Here is a 16,951-nt window from a genome sequence, read left to right as displayed (position 1 = left end):
TCATTCTACCCCACCCGGAGCGCCATGGGACCAACCGTCGCCTGCGCAGCCTCGACTTCGTCGGCACCTCATCCGCCCTCCTCCCCGCCGCCCCGGTCCGGGCCGCCCCGCTCGGGCGAGATCTCCGGGATCCCCAGACGCAGCGTGGCCGCCGGCTTGCGATACACGAGATCCTCCCGAAGGTGCACGAGCTCGAACGCGGTCGTGACGTTGAGGAGCGACTCGGAGTGGCCCAGCAGGAGGAAGCCGCCGGACGAGAGGCGCTCGTAGAAGATGTCGATCACGCGGCGCCGCGAATCCTCGTCCAGATAGATGAGGACGTTGCGGCAAAAGATGACGTCCACGCGCCCGATCACCGCCGCGCGCGACGAGTCGAGCAGGTTCAGGTGGCCGAACTGGCAGAGCGCCCGCAGCTCGTCCGCCACGTGGAACCCGTCCGGGCGCTCCACGAAGTAGCGCCGCTTGAGCTCAGGCGGCGTCGCGCGGAACGACGAGGCGCCGTACACCCCCCTGCGCGCCGCGATCACGCAGCGGCGGGAGATGTCGCTGCCGAAGATGCGGACCTCGCGGCGCTCCGCGGCGCCCGACTCCCGCGCGGCGATCGCGATCGAGTAGACCTCCTCGCCCGTCGAGCAGCCCGCGCTCCAGATGGACAGCCGGCCCCTGGCGCCCCCCGCCTTGACGATCATGGGCACGAGCTCGGTCATGAGCGCGCGCAGCTGGTAGTCCTCCCGGAAGAAATACGTCTCGTTGACCGTGATGAGCTCGAGCGCCTCGTCGAGCTCGGCGCGCCCGCGGCTGTGGAAGCGCAGGTACTCGTGGTACTGCGCGAACGACGAGAGCCCGAGCTCGACGACCCGCTCTCGGAGCCGGCGCTCCATCGACGTGCGCGCCTCGGGCCCGAACTGGAGCCCGCAGTGCTTGTTGAACAGGTCGCGCAGCCTCTGGAACTCGTCAGGCAAGAGGCGGATCTCGTCGTCCCGCCGCCGGTTCACAGCACCTTCCCCGACGGCGGCCCGCCGGTCGTCCCCGAGGGGGACGCCGCGCCCTCACCGCCGTCGATGGCCACAGGCGCGCTCAGCCGCTCCGCGGCGTCGCCCCAGGGAGGATCCGAGCGGAACGGCGCGCCCCCCTGCGCCGCGGCCGCGACGAGATCGGGCTCCCCCGACGCGCGCACCAGCCCGAGCAGCTCGCGCGCGCGCGCCCGCTCGTCGCTCGCGCGGTCCGGGAGCGACGCGTACAGGCGGCCCAGCGCGCGCGCCGCGGCGAGCCGGACCTCCCGCTCCTCGTCTGCCAGGGAGACGCTCAGCACGTCGAGCGCGGAGACGCCCGCCGCCGCCGCGATCGCGGTCACGGCCGCCCGGCGCGCGCGCACGTCCCCCACCGACGCGACGCTCGTGAGGAACGCGATCTCCTCCGGCTCCGCGTCGCCGAGCGCCTCGATCACGATCGCCGCCGCGAGGTGGGTGTCCTCCGCCAGCGCGAGCCCGCGCGCGAGCTCGCGCGCCGTCTCGGGGTAGCGCTCCGTGAGCCCCGCGAGCGCGCTCTCCGCAGCGCGCGCCACCGGCAGCGAGATCGCGCGGGTCTGCGAGACGACGAGCGGGAAGTCGACGGCGGCCCCGATCTTCGCGAGCCCGTAGAGCGCGCTGGTCGCCACGAGCGTCGAGGGGCTCCGGACCGACCGCCGCACCGCGCCGAGCAGCTCGGCGAGCGTCGCCTCGACGGCGGGCTGCTCGCCCGAAAGCGCGCCCTCGCGCGCGCCCTGCTCCGCGATCGCCACGGCGCCGTCGAGGAGCGCGGCCGTCGCGTCGTCGACGCCCTCCCAGAGATCCGGGTCGGGATCGATGTGGCGCTCGAGGTAGGACAGCACCGAGGGCAGCGCCTCCGCGCCGAGCAGCCCCAGCGCGCGCTGCGCCGTCTCGACGAGCGCGGGCTCGATCATGGCCTGCACGGCGGCGTCGGCCGCGCCCGGGGCGCGCGCCATCGCCGCGAGCAAGAGCGCCTGGGCGCGCCCGCTCACCGGATCCGCGCCGAGGCCGCGCCACGACGGGGGCTCCGCGCCGCCCGAGCCCGGCGCGGCGCCGGCGGCCTGCACGAGGCGGGCGCCCACCTCGGGCGGCGCCGCCCGGAGCGCGTCCACCGCGTGCGACGCGAGCGGCCCCTCGGCGAGCCGCGCGAGCGCCCGGACGAGCTGCGCGAACGCGCCGCCCCGCGCCGTCGCGAGCGCCCCGCAGAGCGCCCGCGGCGCCTCCGGGCTCTCCGCGAGCGCCGCGGCGACCAGCGCCGCCGGCCGGAGGATCGGGTCGTCGATGAGCGACGAGAGCACCCGCCACGGCACGGGCGCCTCGAGCCCGTTCAGCCCGTTCAGCGCGGTCAGCCGCACGAAGCGATCCCGATCGGCGAGCCGCTCGTACAGGATGTCCGTCACCCGCTCGCGCGCGATGAGCCCCATCCCGGCGATCGCCTCGATCGCGCTCTGGCGCAGGTTGTCGTCCTGCTCGGCGAGCGCCGCGTAGAGCGGGTCGAGCGCCGCCGGGTCGCGCGTGCGGCCGAGCGCGTCGACGACGAGCTTGCGCTCGTCCCCAGCGAGCGCGCCGAGCGCGTCGACGAGCGCCGGCGTGGCGTCGCGCCCGCAGTAGCCGAGCACCTCGATGGCCGCGTTCCTGAGGCCGACGTCCTCGCTCTTCTGGAGCGCGTCGAGGAGCGCCGCGACGAGGAGCTGCGGGGCGGACGGCCGCTCCCCCTCGGCGCCGGCGCCGGGCGAGGCCGGCCGCTCCCCCTCGGCGGCCTGCGCCGGCGCGGAGGTCGGCGCCGCCTGGATCAGCCGGTGGCAGGCGTAGGTCGCCTCCTTGCGGACGCGCCAGTCGGGATCCCCGAGCGCGCGGAGCAGGAGCGGCAACGCCTCGACGACGTCGGCCCTGCCGAGCCGCGCGGCCGCCTGGCGGCGCTCCTCGGCGTCGTCCGCGGAGAGCGCCGCGGCGATGGCCGCGATCGGCATCGGCGTGCTCCGCGCGCTGGGCGAGATGGACTCGGGCTCGGCCGGCCAGGAGCCCGCGTCGCCCGCGCGCGGGCCCTCGAACGGACCGAGATCGTCGAACGCGCGGCTCACGGGGCCTCCAGGAGGGCGCCCGACGCGGCGAGCGCGAGCGCGAGCTCGATGAAGCGCCCGACGTCGAGCACGAAGATCATCCGCTCGTCGTGGGTCGTCACCCCCGTGATGCCGCGCAGATCGCTGCTGCCGCCGACCGGCGGCGTCGGCCGGTAATCGCCGCTCGTCCCGAAGACCTCGGTCACCGCGTCGACGACGAGCCCCACCGTGTGCGTCCCCACGTCGACGAGGATCCACTTGGTGCTGCGGGTCGGATCGACCGGGGGCAGCCCGAAGCGCACGCGGAGCTCGATGACCGGCACCACCTCGCCGCGGTGGTTCGCGACGCCGGCGACCTCGGGGGGCGTGTGCGGCAGCGTGGTCACCTCGAGCGGGTTCACGATTTCGCGGACCCGCGTGATGTCGATCGCGTAGTGGACGTCGCCGACCACAAAGCCGACGAGGCTCTTCTGTGGGTCGGGACGGCTGCGCTCTCCAGTCAACGGCATCTGAGCCTCCGAGCGCCCGGGCTCTACGAGCCGCCCGGGCGCGGACGAATCGTCCCTTAGGACGCGAGTATGGCCTGCAGGTCGAGCAGGATGATGACGCGCGGCTGCGCCTCGCCCTGGGTGCCATCCGACGCGCTCGCCCCGTGCATGGGCCGGGCGATGCCGGCGATGTAGCCCGCCACGTCTCCCCCGAGCGCCGTCGCGGCGTGCTCGATCTCGGCGTCGGCGAGCCGGTAGACCTGCTGGACCTCGTCGACGAAGAGGCCGAGCGTCTCGCCGTTCGCCGCGTCGACGAGCAGGATGCGCGCCCGCCGCTGCGCGGCGCTCTCGTGCAGCCGCATCCGCCGCCGCAGATCGATGACGGTGACGAGCTGCCCGCGCACGCTGACGATGCCCATCGTCGAGTCCGGCGCGCGCGGCACCGGGGTGAGCGGGGGCGGCTTCAGGATCTCGCGCACGAGCGAGACGGGCGCGGCGTAGGTGTCGCCCGCGAGCGTGAACGCGAGGTACTCGGTCCGCGGGCCGCTCGCCTGCGCGCGCGAGTTCCGCTTCGAGACCGGTATCCGGGCGGGCCTTCGGGTGAGGTTAGCCATGGGTGCTCCGCGGATCGTTGCGCTGCCGGTCCCCGCCGTGGAGGATCTCCTCGATGAGCGCCGGGGCGTCGAGGACGAGCGCGATGCGCTGGTCGCCGAGCTCGGTGGCGCCGGAGAAGCCGCGCACCGAGGAGAGCGACGGGCCGAGCGCCTTGATCACGACGTCCTGCTGCCCGATGAGCGTGCTCACGACGAGGCCCAGCCTGCGCGCGCCGACCGACGCCACGACGATGTACTTGCGCTTGTTGCCCCCCTGGAGCCCGAGCGTCGCGCGGCCGCCGTCGCCCCGGCGCCCGCCGCCCACCGCGGCCCGCGCCGCCGAGCCGCCGCGCGCGCCGCCGAGCAGGCCGGCGATGCGCGCGCTGAGCTCCTCCTCCTCGTTCAGGCCGAAGAGCCGCGCCAGGTAGCAGAGCTGGAGCGTGCTGTTGCGCAGCGTGATCATCTCGCGGCCGTCGATCTGGCGCACCGTGGCCTCGTCGAGCGCGACCGCCTCCTGCACGTTGGTCAGCGGGATCGCGAACAGCCTGTCGGCGACCCGGACGATGAGCGCGCTGATGATCGCGAGCGTGATCGGCAGCGTGACCGTCATCTTGGTGCCGATGCCGGGCTCGCTGTGCACGTCGATGACGCCGCCGAGCTTGCTGATGTTCGTCTTCACGACGTCCATCCCGACGCCGCGCCCCGAGATCTCGCTGACGTCGGTCTTGGTCGAGATGCCCGGCTGGAAGATGAGGTTCAGCACCTCGCGGTAGCTCGTCGTCCGCGCGTCCTCCGGCGTCATGACGCCGCGGCGCAGGGCGGCGTCGAGCAGCTTGTCGACGTCGATGCCCTTGCCGTCGTCCTCGATCTCGATGACGACGTGGTTGCCCTTCTGGAAGGCGTTCAGCGCGATCGTGCCGACCGCCGGCTTGCCCACCGCCTCGCGCATGCTCTTCGACTCGATGCCGTGGTCGATGGCGTTGCGCATCATGTGCATGAGCGGGTCGCTGAGCTCCTCGACGATGAGCTTGTCGACCTCGGTCTCGGCGCCCGTGATGACGAGGTTCACGAGCTTGTCGGCGTCGCGGCTGATCTGGCGGACGACGCGCGCGAGCTTGTCGAAGACCTGCCCGAGCGGCACCATCCGGACCTCGAGGATGCCCGCCTGCATCTGGGCGAGGTGCCGGTCGAACGTGCGCTGGAGCCTGTGGAGGTCGAGGGAGAGCTCGCGCTCGGTGGGCGCCGCGCGGAGCCGCTCGACGAGGCGGCCGAGCGCGGAGCGGACGAGGGCGAGCTCGCCGACGATGTTCATCAGCCGGTCGAGCTTGTGGATGTCGACCCGCACCGTCTGCGCGACGGAGCGGATGGAGCTGAGCTCCCCCTTGCGGTTGCCGCGCGCGCTCGACGGCGGGCTCGCCGCCGACATCGAGCCGGTCAGGTCGACGGCCCGCGACACGCCGGTCGGCGCGCCGCCTCGGAGCGCCGCGGACATCGACGGCATGCCCGGCGGGGCGACCCGGCCGTGGCCGTTGTTGTTGCGCCGCGGGATCTCCTCGACGGCGGCGCCGGCCTGGTGCAGCGCGCGCTGGAGCTCCTCGAGCGGCGCGCGCGAGGCCATCAGGATGTCGAGCTCGATCGAGTCCTGGTCCGCGCCCGCGCCGGTCGGCAGGTAGGTGATGATCTCGCCGTACGGCTTCGCGGTGATCTTCAGGTCGTCGAGGGCCTGATCGATCGTGGCGAGGTGGAACTGCACGCGGAGCCGGAACAGGGTCATCCCGCTCGCGATGTTCGTGCGCAGCCGGTGCTCCTCGTACTCGGTGAGCACCGAGAGCAGCCCCGGATCGAGGTCGTAGTTGTCGTCGGGGAGGCCGGCCGCGCTCGGGCCCGCGTCCTGGTGCAGCTGGCGCAGGAGGTCGTCGACCTCGGGCATCGGCGCGTCGCGCCCGTCCTTCTCGTTCTGGAGGATGCGCCCGTAGAGCTCGACGCTGCGGAACAGGAGGTCGAGGACCGACGCGTTGATCTCGATGCGCCCGAGGCGGAGGTTGTCGAGCAGCTCCTCGAGCTCGTGCGAGAGGGTGGCCATCCGGGTCGCGCCGAAGAGCCCGGCGAGCCCCTTCAGGGTGTGCACGGCGCGGAAGACGTCGTTGATGACGTCGGGGTCGACCTTGTTGGTCCGCACCGCCTCGTCGAGCGCGAGGAGGTCGCGCCCGAGCCCCTCGACGATCTCCTGCGCTTCCGAGAAGAACTCTTCGCGCGCCCGATCGCCGCTGTCGACCATCAGCCGCCGCCTCCCTCGCCGGAGCCGGGCTGCTTGGTGCGCGCCGCGGGCTCCTCCGCGTGGGGGGCCTCTGCGCGCGGAGAGGGCGCGGCCGCGCGCTCGTCGACGCCGGCGGCGCCGTCGGACGGCGAGGCGCCGGCCTGCGGCGCCTCGGTCCGCGCGTCGAGGCTCGCGACCACCGCGTCGCGCAGGGCCTCGGGCGTGAACGGCTTCGGGAGGAAGCGGTCGGCGCCGAGGCGGAGCCCGCGCTGGATGTCTCGCTCGGTCGCCTGCGTCGAGATGATGAGGATCGCGACGTGCCGGTAGCGGTCGCTCTGCCGGACGAAGCGGATCACCTCGAGCCCGTTGATGTCGGGCATGTTGATGTCGGTGATCACGAGGTCGAACGCGCCGCGCGGCAGGAGCCGGAGCGCGTCGAAGCCGTTCACGGCCTCCACGATGTCGACGTCGCCCGCGAGCCCCAGCACGCGGTCCTCCAGCGTCGAGCGGATGTACGCTCGCATTGCCGGCGAGTCCTCGACGATCAGGATGCGTGCCATGCGGCGACAGGGTAACGGAAATCGGCCCGGGGAGACCAACTCGCTGAGCGCCCGGAGGCGACGCGCGCGGTCTTCGAGGCGCGCGGGCCTATGTACGGCGGTCTCCCTCCCGGAGTAAACCAGCGCGAGCGCCTCCCTGCACGATCGGCGAGGCGACCGCGCGGGCGGCGCGTCTGGCGAGGCCGCGCGGGCGGCGCGGCGGGGCCGCCCAGCGCGGCGCGGCCAGCGCCTCGGGGTGTGGGGCCGCCTCCGCCGGCGCGGCCGTGCGGCCGTGCCCGCCCGGCGAGGCGGCCGCGGCGGGAGGGGCCACCTGCGGCAGCGAATTGACATCGCGGCGTCCGATGCGCGCTAATCGCGCGCGTGAAAATCCTCCTTTGTTCTCCAGCGTTCCGGATCCTGCTCGCCGCCCTGTTCGCTCTGTCGAGCGTGGCGTGCGGCGGCGGGCTGCGGGTGACCCGGATCAACTCCGCCCAGAAGAAGCCGAACAACGTCTGGGTGTTCTTCAGCGTCGACGCCGGCGAGGACGAGCCGGTGGGCGGCCTCACGGCCGAGGACTTCGAGATCTACGAGGACAACGAGCTCGTCTCGAAGTTCGAGAGCAAGCAGACCATCCAGAACCCCGAGGTCGCGGCGGTCATGTACACGATGCTGCTCGTCGACATGAGCGGCAGCATCACCGAGTCGGGTCAGGCCGACGCCCTCGTCGACGCCGCGCAGTCGTTCAGCGATCGGGTCGGCAAGAGCCAGAAGGTCGGCGTCTACGCGTTCGACGGCGAGGTAAAAATCCACTCGGTGGTGCCGTTCACCGAGGCGCAGGGCTCGGTCGAGGGCGGGCTCGAGGGGCTCCGGAGCTACAAGCCGAAGGACACGTCGACGAACCTCCACGGCGGCGTGGTCGAGGGCATCCGGGAGCTCAAGAAGCAGCTCGACAAGGACCGGCGCCCCCTCAAGTTCGGCACGCTCGTCGTCTTCTCGGACGGCACCGATCGCGCGAACCGCGTGAGCCGCGAGGACATGCTGAACGAGCTCAAGAAGGAAGAGTACGAGAACTACCAGATCTTCGTCGTCGGCGTCGGCGCCGAGATCGAGAAGGCGCGCCTCGACGAGATCGGGCGCGACGGGACAGAGCTCGCGGCGGACCAGGCGAAGGTCAAGGAGTCGTTCGACAAGATCGCGGCGAAGATCGAGGCGCACATGAAGCGCTTCTACCTCCTCTCGTACTGCACGCCGGCGCGCGCGGGGGAGCACGAGGTGGAGATCAAGGCGATCCGGAAGGATCCGTCGGCCTCGGGGTCGCTCGCGTGGAAGTTCAACGCCGACGGGTTCGGGCCGCCGCCGGAGTGCGATCCCAACACCCCGCCGTCGTTCGATCTGAAGGCGACCGCGCCCGCGGGCGACGACGGCGGCGGCGGAGCGGGCGCGAAGGCGAGCTTCAAGGCGAACGCCAACGTGAAGGTCGAAGCGAAGTGAGGCGCGCCGCGGCCGCGCGAGGCGGCCGCGACGCCGTTCCAGCGGCTCGCCGCGCCCCGCGGCGGGCCTGATCCTGCCAGGCTCGAGCCTCCTCCCTCCCGTCGACGTTCACGCGTCGACGTTCACGCGTCGACGTTCAACCCGTTGCTCGGCGCCGGCGCTTCTGGCGGCGTGGCGCGCGCTGCCAGCAGGATCCGCCAGGCGGTGGCGCCGAGAAGGACGGCGCCGCCCACGGTCGACCAGATCCCGGGGCGCTCCCCGACGAGGAGGAGCGCCCAGACGGGGTTGAGCACCGGCTCCAGGAGCACCAGCAGGGAGGCCTCGACCGCCGGCGTGTGGCGCATGCCGCGACTGAACAGGGCGGTCGCCACGCCGATCTGCACCGCGCCCAGGAACACCAGGAGCCCGAGATCGACGAGCCCCGGGCGGGCCGCGCCGCCCAGGGCCATCGGCAGCGCGCCGAGCCCCGCGAGGACGTTGCCCCAGACGAGCACCGCGGGGTTGTCGTCCGGAGCGGCGCGGAACCTCATGATGCACAGCGCGAACGCGAGCCCGGAGAGGAGCGCCAGGGCGTTGCCGAGGAGCTGCCCCGCCGAGAGCTGATCCAGAAAGAAGAGCGCGAGGCCCAGGATGAAGATGGGGGCCGCGACCATCTCGCCGCGCGAGGGCCGCTCGCCCAGGAGCCAGGGGCTGAGCAAGAGGACGTACACGGGCGAGGTGGACTGCAGGAAGATCGCGTTCGCCGCCGTCGTCCGCTTGGTGGCCTGCACGAAGAGCACCATGACGGCGGCGTAGATCGCCGCGACGCCGATCGTGCGCCACGAGGGGAGGCGGCGCGCGCCCGGCATGGCCAGGCCCAGCGCGAGCGCCGCGATGAGCGCGCGGGCCGACGCGACCTGCCACCCATCGAGGGAGATCAGCTTGATGGCCGCCCCTCCGGTGGACCAGAGGACCGCGGCGGCGAGGATCATCAGTCGAGAGCGGAGCATGGGCGACGAGGGCGGCGAGCCTAGCCGAACGGTCGACGAGGCGCGCAGGGGCAGATTACGCTGCTCCGCGATGCCACCCCGCCGCCCCGAGCGCGCCGACCGCGACATCGATCCTCGCTCCAGCCGCTCGGCAGAACGCACCCCGCTCGGGTCAACCTCGTCGCGCGGCGCCCGCCGCCGCGCGCGGCTCCTCTCGCTCGCGGTGGCGGCGCTCGTCTCGGCGGCCCGGCCCGCGCCGCTCGCGGCGCAGCCGAGCCCCGCCGAGCAGGCGAGCGAGGACCTCTCCGCGGCCCGCCAGCGCTGGAGAGCGGCCGTGGAGAGGGACGATCTCGCCGAGAGCGCCGCCCTCGCCGACAGGTACTTTGCGCTGCTGGAGGGCACCTCCGAGCTCGACAACGAGCTCGCGCATTTCTACCTCGGCTACGGCGACTACGCGCGCGCCGAGGCGCTGCTGGTACGCGGGCTGACGCGCGAGCAGCCCTCCTTCAACGACGAGGGGATGCTCTATGCCCGGCTCGGCAACGTGTACATCGACCTCGGGGACCTCCGGAGCGCCGAGGATCTCCTGAAGCGAGCCCAGCCGCTCCTCCAGGGCTGGAGCGAGTTCTATGCCGTCGACTCGCTCGCGCGGCTGTACCTGGAGCAACGCGCGCTGCGCGCCTTCGCGGAGGCGCTCGACAGGATGCGCGTGATCCTCAGAGAGGCCACCGGCGGCTCGGGGTGGGCCTACGCGATCCCGGATCTGCGCGCCGCGCAGCTCTGCTTGCGGCGCGGGCAGGTCGAGGAGGCCGAGCGGCGGCTCCTCGACCTGCGCCCGCGGCTCGAGCCCGCGCTCCCGGCGCAGAGCGCTGTGCGCGCCGATCTGCTGGAGGAGCTCGGCGTGCTCTTCACCCGCAAAGGCGATCCCGCGGCGGAGGCGCTGCTCCTCCAGGCGCTCGTGATCCGCGAGCGGGTCTTCGCGCCGGATCACCCGGCCATCGTCCGCGTGCTGGGGCACCTCGCGAACCTGTACGTCGCGCAGGGCCGGACCGCCGACGCCGTGCGGACGCGCGAGCGGGCCGCCGGCCTCCAGGACCGCAGCGCCCGGGCCAACCTGGCGAGGGGCTCCGAGCGGCAGAAGCGCCTCTACATGGGCCTCGTCCAGCGCGACACCGACGCGACGCTGTCGCTGCACCTCCAGCATGCCCCGCGCGACCAGGCCGCGGCGCGGCTCGCCCTGCGGTCGATCCTCCGGCGCAAGGGGCTCGCGCTGGACGCCATCGCCGAGAGCTTCGCGGCGCTGCGGCGCAACCTCGACGCCGAGGGCCGGGCGCTCCTCGGCGCCCTCACGCAGCTCGACGCGAAGCTGTCCACAGCGATCACGCGCGGCCCGATCGACATCCCCGCCGAGGAGCACCAGCGCGAGGTGCAGCAGCTCGAGGCCGAGCGCCAGAGGCTCGAGTTCCAGCTCGCCGCGCGGACGCGCGCCGCGCGCCCGGCGGACGCGAAGGAGCCGCCGATCACCGTCGAGGCGGTGCAGGCGGCGATCCCCGACGGGGCGGCGCTCGTCGAGATCGTCGAGTACCGGCCCTACGACCCGTTCGGGCCGCCGGTGAGGCCCACGTGGGGCAATCCTCGCTACGCGGCCTATGTCGTCGGGCGGCGCGGGGACGTCACGGGGGTCGATCTCGGCGACGCCGCCGCCATCGACGCGGCCGCCGCCGAGCTCTCGCGGGACCTCTCGGACCCGGGGCGAGACCCCCGGGAGCGCGCGCGTCGCCTCGATGCGCTCGTGATGCAGCCGATCCGGGGCGCCCTCGGCCCCGCGCGCTGGCTCCTCCTCAGCCCGGACGGCGCGCTGAACCTGGTTCCGTTCGCCGCGCTCGTCGACGAGGAGGGCGGCTATCTCATCGAGCGCGCCTCGTTCACCTACCTGACAAGCGGGCGAGATCTGCTGCGCACCGCGGGCGCCGCCGGGGCGCCGCGGGCCGGAGCGCCGCGTGGAGGCGTGCTGGTCATCGCCGATCCCGCGTTCGGCAGCCTCTCCGAGCGCGCGCCGGATGACGACGCCACGCGCGGCCTGCGCTCCGCCGAGCTGGCCGGGGCGCGCTTCCCGCCCCTGCCCGGCACGGAGCGCGAGGCGGAGGCGGTGCGGAGCGCGCTGGCCAGCGCGACGGTCCTGACCGGCCCGTCGGCCACCGAGGAGGCCCTCAAGCGGGCGCAGCGGCCGCGCGTGCTGCACATCGCGACGCACGGCTTCTTCCTCCCGGACCAGGGCTCCCCGGCCGATCCGGCGAGCACCCGCGGCGCCGAGATCGAGGGCCCCGCCTTTCGCGAGAACCCGCTCCTGCGCTCGGGCCTGGCGCTGGCCGGCGCCAACGCGCGGCGGAGCAGCTCGGACGAGGACGACGGCATCCTGACCGCGCTCGAGATCTCCTCGCTGGACCTCCACGGGACCCAGCTCGTCGTGCTCTCGGCCTGCGAGACCGGCCTCGGCGAGGTCCCGCGCGGCGACGGGGTCTACGGCCTCCGCCGCGCGCTGCTCCTCGCCGGGGCGGAGACGCAGGTGATGAGCCTGTGGAAGGTCGGCGACATGGCGACGCGGGATCTCATGACGTCGTACTACGCGGCGCTCGCGCGCGGCGGAGGGCGCAGCGAGGCGCTGCGGTCGGCGCAGCTCGAGATCCGGCGTGAGCGCCCGCACCCGCACGCGTGGGCCGGCTTCATCACCTCGGGCGAGGGCGCCGCGCTCGACGGCAGGCAGGTCGCGCCGGCCTTCCCGCGCGTGGCGGCGAGCCCGCGCGGGTGCGCCTGCGCGGCCGGCGAGGGCGGCCCGAGCGCTCCGCCCGCGCTCGCGGCGCTCGCCGCGGCGCTCGTCCTTGTCGCGCGGAAGCGCTGGCCCCGCAGGCCTCGGAATTGGTAGACGTCGACGCCGGAGCCCACCCATCGCGGGCTCGTGGAGGTCTGCATGCGTCGATCGGCGATCGTTCTGGTGCTCCCCGTCCTGGCCTGGATGCTCTCTGCCTGCGGAGGCGCGCAGGCGCCCGAGCAGCCCGCCGCGAAGGAGGGCGAGGCCGAGATCTGCCCCACGGGTGATCCCGGCGTGCAGCCCTGTCCGGAGGGCTGCGTGTGGGACGAGAAGGTCCAGAAGTGCAACAAGGACCGCGGCATCATCGTGCACTACACCCCGGGCGCGGCGGCCCCCAAGCCGGCGAAGTGATCATCCCTCGTCGAGCCACGCCGCCATCTCCGGCGGAAGGCCGCGCAACAGGCCGATGACGCGCGGGCTCGACGCGCGCGCCTCCCCGACGAGCCGCCGGCGCTCCGCCTCGATCCTGGCGAGGAGAGAGCTCGGGCTCGTCTTCCTATCGCACCACGAGCTTGGAGGATCGAGGCAGGCCGATCCTCGTCGGGTCAAGCCGCCTTGACGGAGGCTACCCTTTGATCTCTTCTTCTGCTGTGCCAGCGAGATCTTCCACGAGAGCGCATGTATGCAAGAACCGATGACCCGGGGCTCTCTGATTCTCAATGCAGCAGCCTACTCGGACGTGCTGTGTGACGAGGCTGGGGTCCGCCGGGTTCGTCACGGGCTCTCTCAGGAGCTCAGGAGGGCGCTGGCCACCATGTCCAGCACGGCGTGGTACCCTCGCGCCTACTACGTCGAGGTGCTGCGCGGCATCGTCCAGGTCCACAACGAGCCATCGCAGAGCTACCTGGACGTCGTGAGGTGCGGCCGGACGGTCTTCGAGAAGGAAGCGAACACCTTGATGAAGCTGCTTCTCAGGGTGATGAACGCTCGCCTCTTCCTCCGGAAGTTCCCCGACTTCTGGGCGCAGGATATGGTCGGCGGGACGCTGCGGGTGGACTCCTCGCAGATCGAGCGGAACGAGGTGACGCTGCTCGTGACCGAGGTCGCAGGGTTCGAGCACCTCGGACCGCTGTGCGTCGGTTTCGCCGGCCGTGCGCTGGAGCAAGTGACCGGCAAGCAGGTCGACGCGACCCAGACTGGCTGGTCGTTCGACGAGCCAGACGCGGATGAGGTCACGTTGCGGTTCTCGTGGTGAGCGCGCCGGCGCGCCGGTGTGAGCGAGCGGTGACTGCCAGGCTGAGGAGACGACAACCTCCCTGAAACATAGGGGGAGCGCCGCTCGCTTCGTGAGCGCCTCTCCGCCGCCGCGAAAACGCTATTTCATTGGATGGGTGGTTGCCATTCCGGAATTCGCTCACGCGCGGCGCTTCCACTCGCGAGGATTCACGGCTCGTCGGTGGTCATCTCGGCACGGACGTCCTCCCAGGGGACACCGATGGGGCCTTCGAGCTCGAGGCGATCAAGGCGGCGGTCAAGCTCAGCGCAGAGCTCGGAGCTCAGAGGCAGGTCGTCCGAAGAAAGGCTCCGCCAGAGGTCATCGATCAGATCCAGCTTCTCGTCTGCGGTGAGCTTGGAGAGGTCGAGCGCGGGCTTGCCCATGTGCGTATCCTGCACCCGAAGGGCCAGCAACGCCAGCGCACGCGAGCCTTGGCGGGCGTCGATGGCTCCGCCGTCAGCCTTCCGGCGCGTGGCGCCGGGCCCCTGAGGTCGGCGGGTGCCGGCCGCCGCTGCGGCCCACCGGTGCCCTGGCGAGCGACTTGCCTCGCGTGAGCGCGCGGGAGCGTGAGCGCGCGGGAGGGAGCCTCGAACCTGGCCGGCCCGTGCAGCACCGACGTCGACATCCGAGCGCAGCGTCGACCGTCGTCGACGGGCCCGCCGTGCAGGGGAAGGTGTCCCGGAACGACGCATCGTACTGAGAACGTACCGAATCTTCTGGTTTCCCAAGATCTATCCGGCTCTCTGCCCAACGAGTAGCGATGAACCGCGTGGTGGGCCGGCGAGCGAAGCGAGCCTACCCACCACGTCGGATCCAGCGTTGGGTTGGGCCGCTGTGTTCGGCGTCAATCATGGAAGCCGGAGCACGCGACAAAGTTCCGTATGCAACGATCGAGCATCTGCGGGTCCTACGCTATCACGCGTGGAATAGAAGAGCGCATGAAAGCCCTCCAGCAGCGCTCGGTCGTCAACCCACCTACCTTTGAGTCGCCGGGTAGAAATCCATGATGACAAAACACGGTTTGAAATAAATCGGTTGTACGCACGAACGGCGTTATGCGTCTTGGCTACACAAGACTGAAGCCCAAGAGCGCTGAGCTGGACGCATCGCAGTCCTCGCGATTCGATACCGAGTTCGCAGGCGTTTCGATACCAGAGCCGGCCCTGGGCGTGCACGATCGCATGGCGAAGATGGCAGACCTGTTCGAACTCCGCCAGCGCTACTCCGGTCGACGAGTTCGCGGCGATGTCAAAGCCGCTCAGCTGACGGGTGTAACGCGTCACCTCGCCTTTTCCGGAGAGGCTCGCGTGCTCGATTACGCCAAACGCTCGATCTGATTCTCGATAATAGCCTGCAGCGCCCAACATCATCATACTGCGCGTGACGAGATCCTGAGCGCTGCTGCACACCGCTGGGAGCGCGGCCAAGACGTTCCTAAAGTACATCTCCGCTGCAGCGACGACTTCCAAAAGAAGAAGACGCAAAAGCAGACTGTCGGCGGCTACCACTGGATCGGTGGTCCGCCTAATTAGCGCGTCGGTTGTAACATAATAATTATCGATCGGGCTCCCCGTCTCAGGCGTAGGATCGCCGCACAACGCGTGAAGGTCGAGGTTGACGAGCTCCTCGGCACGATTGAGCTGAACGAATTCCCTGTCAGACACTGACAAACTCCTCCGCGACAGTCCTGATCCGCGCTGCCCATACGGGACCTACATAAGGCACCTTACGAATCATCTGAACATCGTCGTCCAAGAGAACATCTTGGACCGTTCGCAATCCCGTATGATTCCGAATCCCTTCAATCTTGGCCGCCGGAAGGGGCAGCGCATCCACTGGATGCCGAAGAAGTTCTTCGTAGACGCTCGCATTGGTCAATTCGGCACCGCATTTCATACAAAAATGTTGATCCTCCGCGATCCTGGGTGCACTGCATGCTCTACAAGGCGGAAGATCAAGTTTGCATCGGTCCGTGAACTTGGGTCCAAGCAACTGCGACGCCCGCGTGCGTGCAAAAGCGTGAGCATCTCGCGTCGAAAGTGCCTTAATCGCTTGTGACAGTGGAAAGCTCTTGCCCAGGCTCAGACCACCGTCCGCAAGGACGAGCGCATGATGAACGGCGTAGCGAATGAATCGCCCTTTCTCGCCTCGTGAGACAGACCCGACCTTCCGCACGAGCCCAGCGTACTCAAGCATGTTCAGAATTCGTTCGAGTTGCGGCTCCATCGCATCCTCGAGTCCGACCACGACTGCCTTGCGACCCGAATCGTCCTGGAGCCGGTTGTACGTCCGGAGGCTTCGAATCAACGCTTCTTCTAGGTCAGTCCCGACCTGGATGAAGTGTCGGAACCTCGGAAGCTTTGCCGCCAGCGCGCGAAAAATCCCACGCACCGATTCGGCGTGTTCCGACACCGCAATCTCGGCTCTGTGGCGAGTCGGTTTCGGATCGTCCTCGTCCGCTCCGACCAACTGAGATAGCATATTGAGAAATCCACGCGGAAGGCCGAAAGAGGCGAGCGCGAGGTAATCGATCAACTCCTCGCGTCCAGCCAGTCGCGCCTGCAGATGTTCAGGCAAGCGTCTGGCAACCAGCCCACGCATGTTAACGAGGTATTCCTCCTCGTCAGGACGGTACCACGCCTCCAGCAATTCAGCTTCGTGCCCCACATGAAAGTGCGGCGAATAGCTCGTGATTCCAGGATACACCGCTGCTTTGCAGGAAACCCTCCGCGATCGAAGCTCCCGAAAGATCTCGAAGAACTCGCGTTGCTGCTCAGGCGAAAATGCGTGAGCCGCATCGTCCATCAACACGATCACGCGACGCGCCTGTACCGAGTCTGCCCACCGCTCCAACGAGGCGACAAGATCTTCTGGCGAAAGAAGAGTCTCAAGCGTTGGAATCACTCCAACGGAAAGATCATGAATGATGCTTCGCGCACGGCGCACTGCCGTCCGAAGTTCAGGTGGCACCTTTTGATCTCGTTCACCGAAACTGTCGGCCACTGCCACGATTACCTTAAGCAAAACCCACTGCCGAAAGAGTTGCAGTGCATTGGCCTGCTTATGAAACAGCGGCTCCAATGCAAGAGAACGAGCGTAGTTCACATACGCCGGAAGCGAATCCTGGTCTGACAGAAGTCGAAAATACGCCGTTCGTAGTAGCGTCGATTTACCCGAGCCTCGCGGCCCAGTGATCAGCTTCGCTCCGGGGCCGGTGAGTTTCCTCAGCGTCTTACGGTCTCCTGGCGTGTAGGCAGTCCATCGCAGGAGATCGTCTTGTCGCAGATTCTCAGCCCGCTCCTCGAAAATGCTTGAAAGTCCTTGATCGGTCGACATGTGGCAATTGCGTCCGCTCGGCTCAGTGGTCGTTGAGGTTCCCATGCTACACGAACTAGGACGACGACGCTAGGGTGTCGCGTCAAGAGCAGCGCGCACGCAGGTC

At 70.5% G+C, this 16,951-nt stretch carries 14 protein-coding genes; 4 read left to right on the top strand and 10 right to left on the bottom strand.

The window, feature by feature from the left end; all coding sequences use genetic code 11:
- Positions 1-68: 68 nt before the first annotated feature.
- Genes WMF14_RS09425 through WMF14_RS09400 form a run of 6 tightly spaced genes read right to left on the bottom strand, consistent with a single transcriptional unit; the run spans position 69 to position 6,986 of the window.
- A complete protein-coding gene (locus WMF14_RS09425; protein WP_437800217.1) occupies positions 69-995 on the bottom strand; it encodes a CheR family methyltransferase in 927 nt (308 codons plus the stop codon).
- Positions 992-3,109, bottom strand: a complete 2,118-nt coding sequence (locus WMF14_RS09420; RefSeq protein ID WP_437800215.1) for a HEAT repeat domain-containing protein — start codon at positions 3,107-3,109, stop codon at positions 992-994. The genes WMF14_RS09425 and WMF14_RS09420 overlap by 4 nt, the downstream gene beginning before the upstream one ends.
- Entirely contained in the window at positions 3,106-3,597 is a 492-nt protein-coding gene (locus WMF14_RS09415) for a chemotaxis protein CheW (protein ID WP_012234231.1), read from the bottom strand. Before WMF14_RS09415 ends, WMF14_RS09420 begins: the two co-directional genes overlap by 4 nt.
- Before the next feature lie 56 nt (positions 3,598-3,653).
- Positions 3,654-4,190 carry a chemotaxis protein CheW gene (locus tag WMF14_RS09410; RefSeq protein WP_012234230.1) on the bottom strand — a complete coding sequence of 179 codons (537 nt, stop codon included), beginning with the start codon at positions 4,188-4,190 and terminating at the stop codon, positions 3,654-3,656.
- Positions 4,183-6,447: a chemotaxis protein CheA gene (locus WMF14_RS09405; protein WP_437800214.1), complete on the bottom strand. Its 2,265-nt coding sequence runs from the start codon at positions 6,445-6,447 to the stop codon at positions 4,183-4,185. The genes WMF14_RS09410 and WMF14_RS09405 overlap by 8 nt, the downstream gene beginning before the upstream one ends.
- Positions 6,447-6,986, bottom strand: a complete 540-nt coding sequence (locus WMF14_RS09400; protein WP_272101284.1) for a response regulator — start codon at positions 6,984-6,986, stop codon at positions 6,447-6,449. Before WMF14_RS09400 ends, WMF14_RS09405 begins: the two co-directional genes overlap by 1 nt.
- 360 nt (positions 6,987-7,346) lie before the next feature.
- Between WMF14_RS09400 and WMF14_RS09395 the strand changes: the two genes are divergently transcribed.
- Positions 7,347-8,456: a VWA domain-containing protein gene (locus WMF14_RS09395; protein WP_437800210.1), complete on the top strand. Its 1,110-nt coding sequence runs from the start codon at positions 7,347-7,349 to the stop codon at positions 8,454-8,456.
- A 122-nt stretch (positions 8,457-8,578) separates the two neighbouring features.
- Here the strand turns inward: WMF14_RS09395 and WMF14_RS09390 are convergent, their stop codons facing one another.
- Complete coding sequence (locus WMF14_RS09390) at positions 8,579-9,445, bottom strand: DMT family transporter (RefSeq protein WP_437800209.1); 867 nt, start codon at positions 9,443-9,445, stop codon at positions 8,579-8,581.
- A 70-nt stretch (positions 9,446-9,515) separates the two neighbouring features.
- On the opposite strand from WMF14_RS09390, the gene WMF14_RS09385 reads away from it, so the two are divergent.
- The 3 genes from WMF14_RS09385 to WMF14_RS09375 all read left to right on the top strand — a co-directional run bounded on the left by WMF14_RS09385 (position 9,516) and on the right by WMF14_RS09375 (position 13,488).
- The gene (locus WMF14_RS09385) at positions 9,516-12,347 is read left to right on the top strand and encodes a CHAT domain-containing protein (protein WP_437800207.1); all 2,832 of its coding nucleotides are present in this window, start codon (positions 9,516-9,518) and stop codon (positions 12,345-12,347) included.
- 45 nt (positions 12,348-12,392) lie between these two features.
- On the top strand, positions 12,393-12,644 hold the full coding sequence (locus WMF14_RS09380; RefSeq protein ID WP_272101280.1) for a hypothetical protein: 252 nt from the start codon (positions 12,393-12,395) through the stop codon (positions 12,642-12,644).
- A gap of 403 nt (positions 12,645-13,047) precedes the next feature.
- Positions 13,048-13,488, top strand: coding sequence for a hypothetical protein (locus tag WMF14_RS09375; protein ID WP_437800205.1), 441 nt, complete (start codon positions 13,048-13,050; stop codon positions 13,486-13,488).
- Positions 13,489-13,676: 188 nt separating this feature from the next.
- Here WMF14_RS09375 and WMF14_RS09370 read toward each other — a convergent pair whose 3' ends face one another.
- The 3 genes from WMF14_RS09370 to WMF14_RS09360 form a co-directional block, all read right to left on the bottom strand.
- The gene (locus WMF14_RS09370) at positions 13,677-13,892 is read right to left on the bottom strand and encodes an addiction module protein (protein WP_437800203.1); all 216 of its coding nucleotides are present in this window, start codon (positions 13,890-13,892) and stop codon (positions 13,677-13,679) included.
- 465 nt (positions 13,893-14,357) lie between these two features.
- Entirely contained in the window at positions 14,358-15,173 is an 816-nt protein-coding gene (locus WMF14_RS09365; RefSeq protein ID WP_437800202.1) for a hypothetical protein, read from the bottom strand.
- Positions 15,166-16,845 carry a hypothetical protein gene (locus WMF14_RS09360; RefSeq protein WP_437800200.1) on the bottom strand — a complete coding sequence of 560 codons (1,680 nt, stop codon included), beginning with the start codon at positions 16,843-16,845 and terminating at the stop codon, positions 15,166-15,168. Before WMF14_RS09360 ends, WMF14_RS09365 begins: the two co-directional genes overlap by 8 nt.
- Positions 16,846-16,951 lie beyond the last annotated feature (106 nt).

The organism is Sorangium sp. So ce693, from assembly GCF_051521375.1.
GTDB classification, from domain to species: Bacteria; Myxococcota_A; Polyangia; order Polyangiales; family Polyangiaceae; genus Sorangium; species Sorangium atrum.
Note: the sequence above shows the minus strand (reverse complement) of the source record. Positions and strands in the feature narration are given on the sequence as shown.

Bases quoted from the DNA above. Each gene is read 5' to 3' on its own strand.
- WMF14_RS09380 (WP_272101280.1), top strand. From the start codon at position 12,393: ATGCGTCGATCGGCGATCGTTCTGGTGCTCCCCGTCCTGGCCTGGATG.
- WMF14_RS09400 (WP_272101284.1), bottom strand. From the start codon at position 6,986: ATGGCACGCATCCTGATCGTCGAGGACTCGCCGGCAATGCGAGCGTAC.
- WMF14_RS09410 (WP_012234230.1), bottom strand. From the start codon at position 4,190: ATGGCTAACCTCACCCGAAGGCCCGCCCGGATACCGGTCTCGAAGCGG.
- WMF14_RS09370 (WP_437800203.1), bottom strand. From the start codon at position 13,892: ATGGGCAAGCCCGCGCTCGACCTCTCCAAGCTCACCGCAGACGAGAAG.
- WMF14_RS09415 (WP_012234231.1), bottom strand. From the start codon at position 3,597: ATGCCGTTGACTGGAGAGCGCAGCCGTCCCGACCCACAGAAGAGCCTC.
- WMF14_RS09405 (WP_437800214.1), bottom strand. From the start codon at position 6,447: ATGGTCGACAGCGGCGATCGGGCGCGCGAAGAGTTCTTCTCGGAAGCG.
- WMF14_RS09375 (WP_437800205.1), top strand. From the start codon at position 13,048: ATGTCCAGCACGGCGTGGTACCCTCGCGCCTACTACGTCGAGGTGCTG.
- WMF14_RS09390 (WP_437800209.1), bottom strand. From the start codon at position 9,445: ATGCTCCGCTCTCGACTGATGATCCTCGCCGCCGCGGTCCTCTGGTCC.
- WMF14_RS09360 (WP_437800200.1), bottom strand. From the start codon at position 16,845: ATGTCGACCGATCAAGGACTTTCAAGCATTTTCGAGGAGCGGGCTGAG.
- WMF14_RS09385 (WP_437800207.1), top strand. From the start codon at position 9,516: ATGCCACCCCGCCGCCCCGAGCGCGCCGACCGCGACATCGATCCTCGC.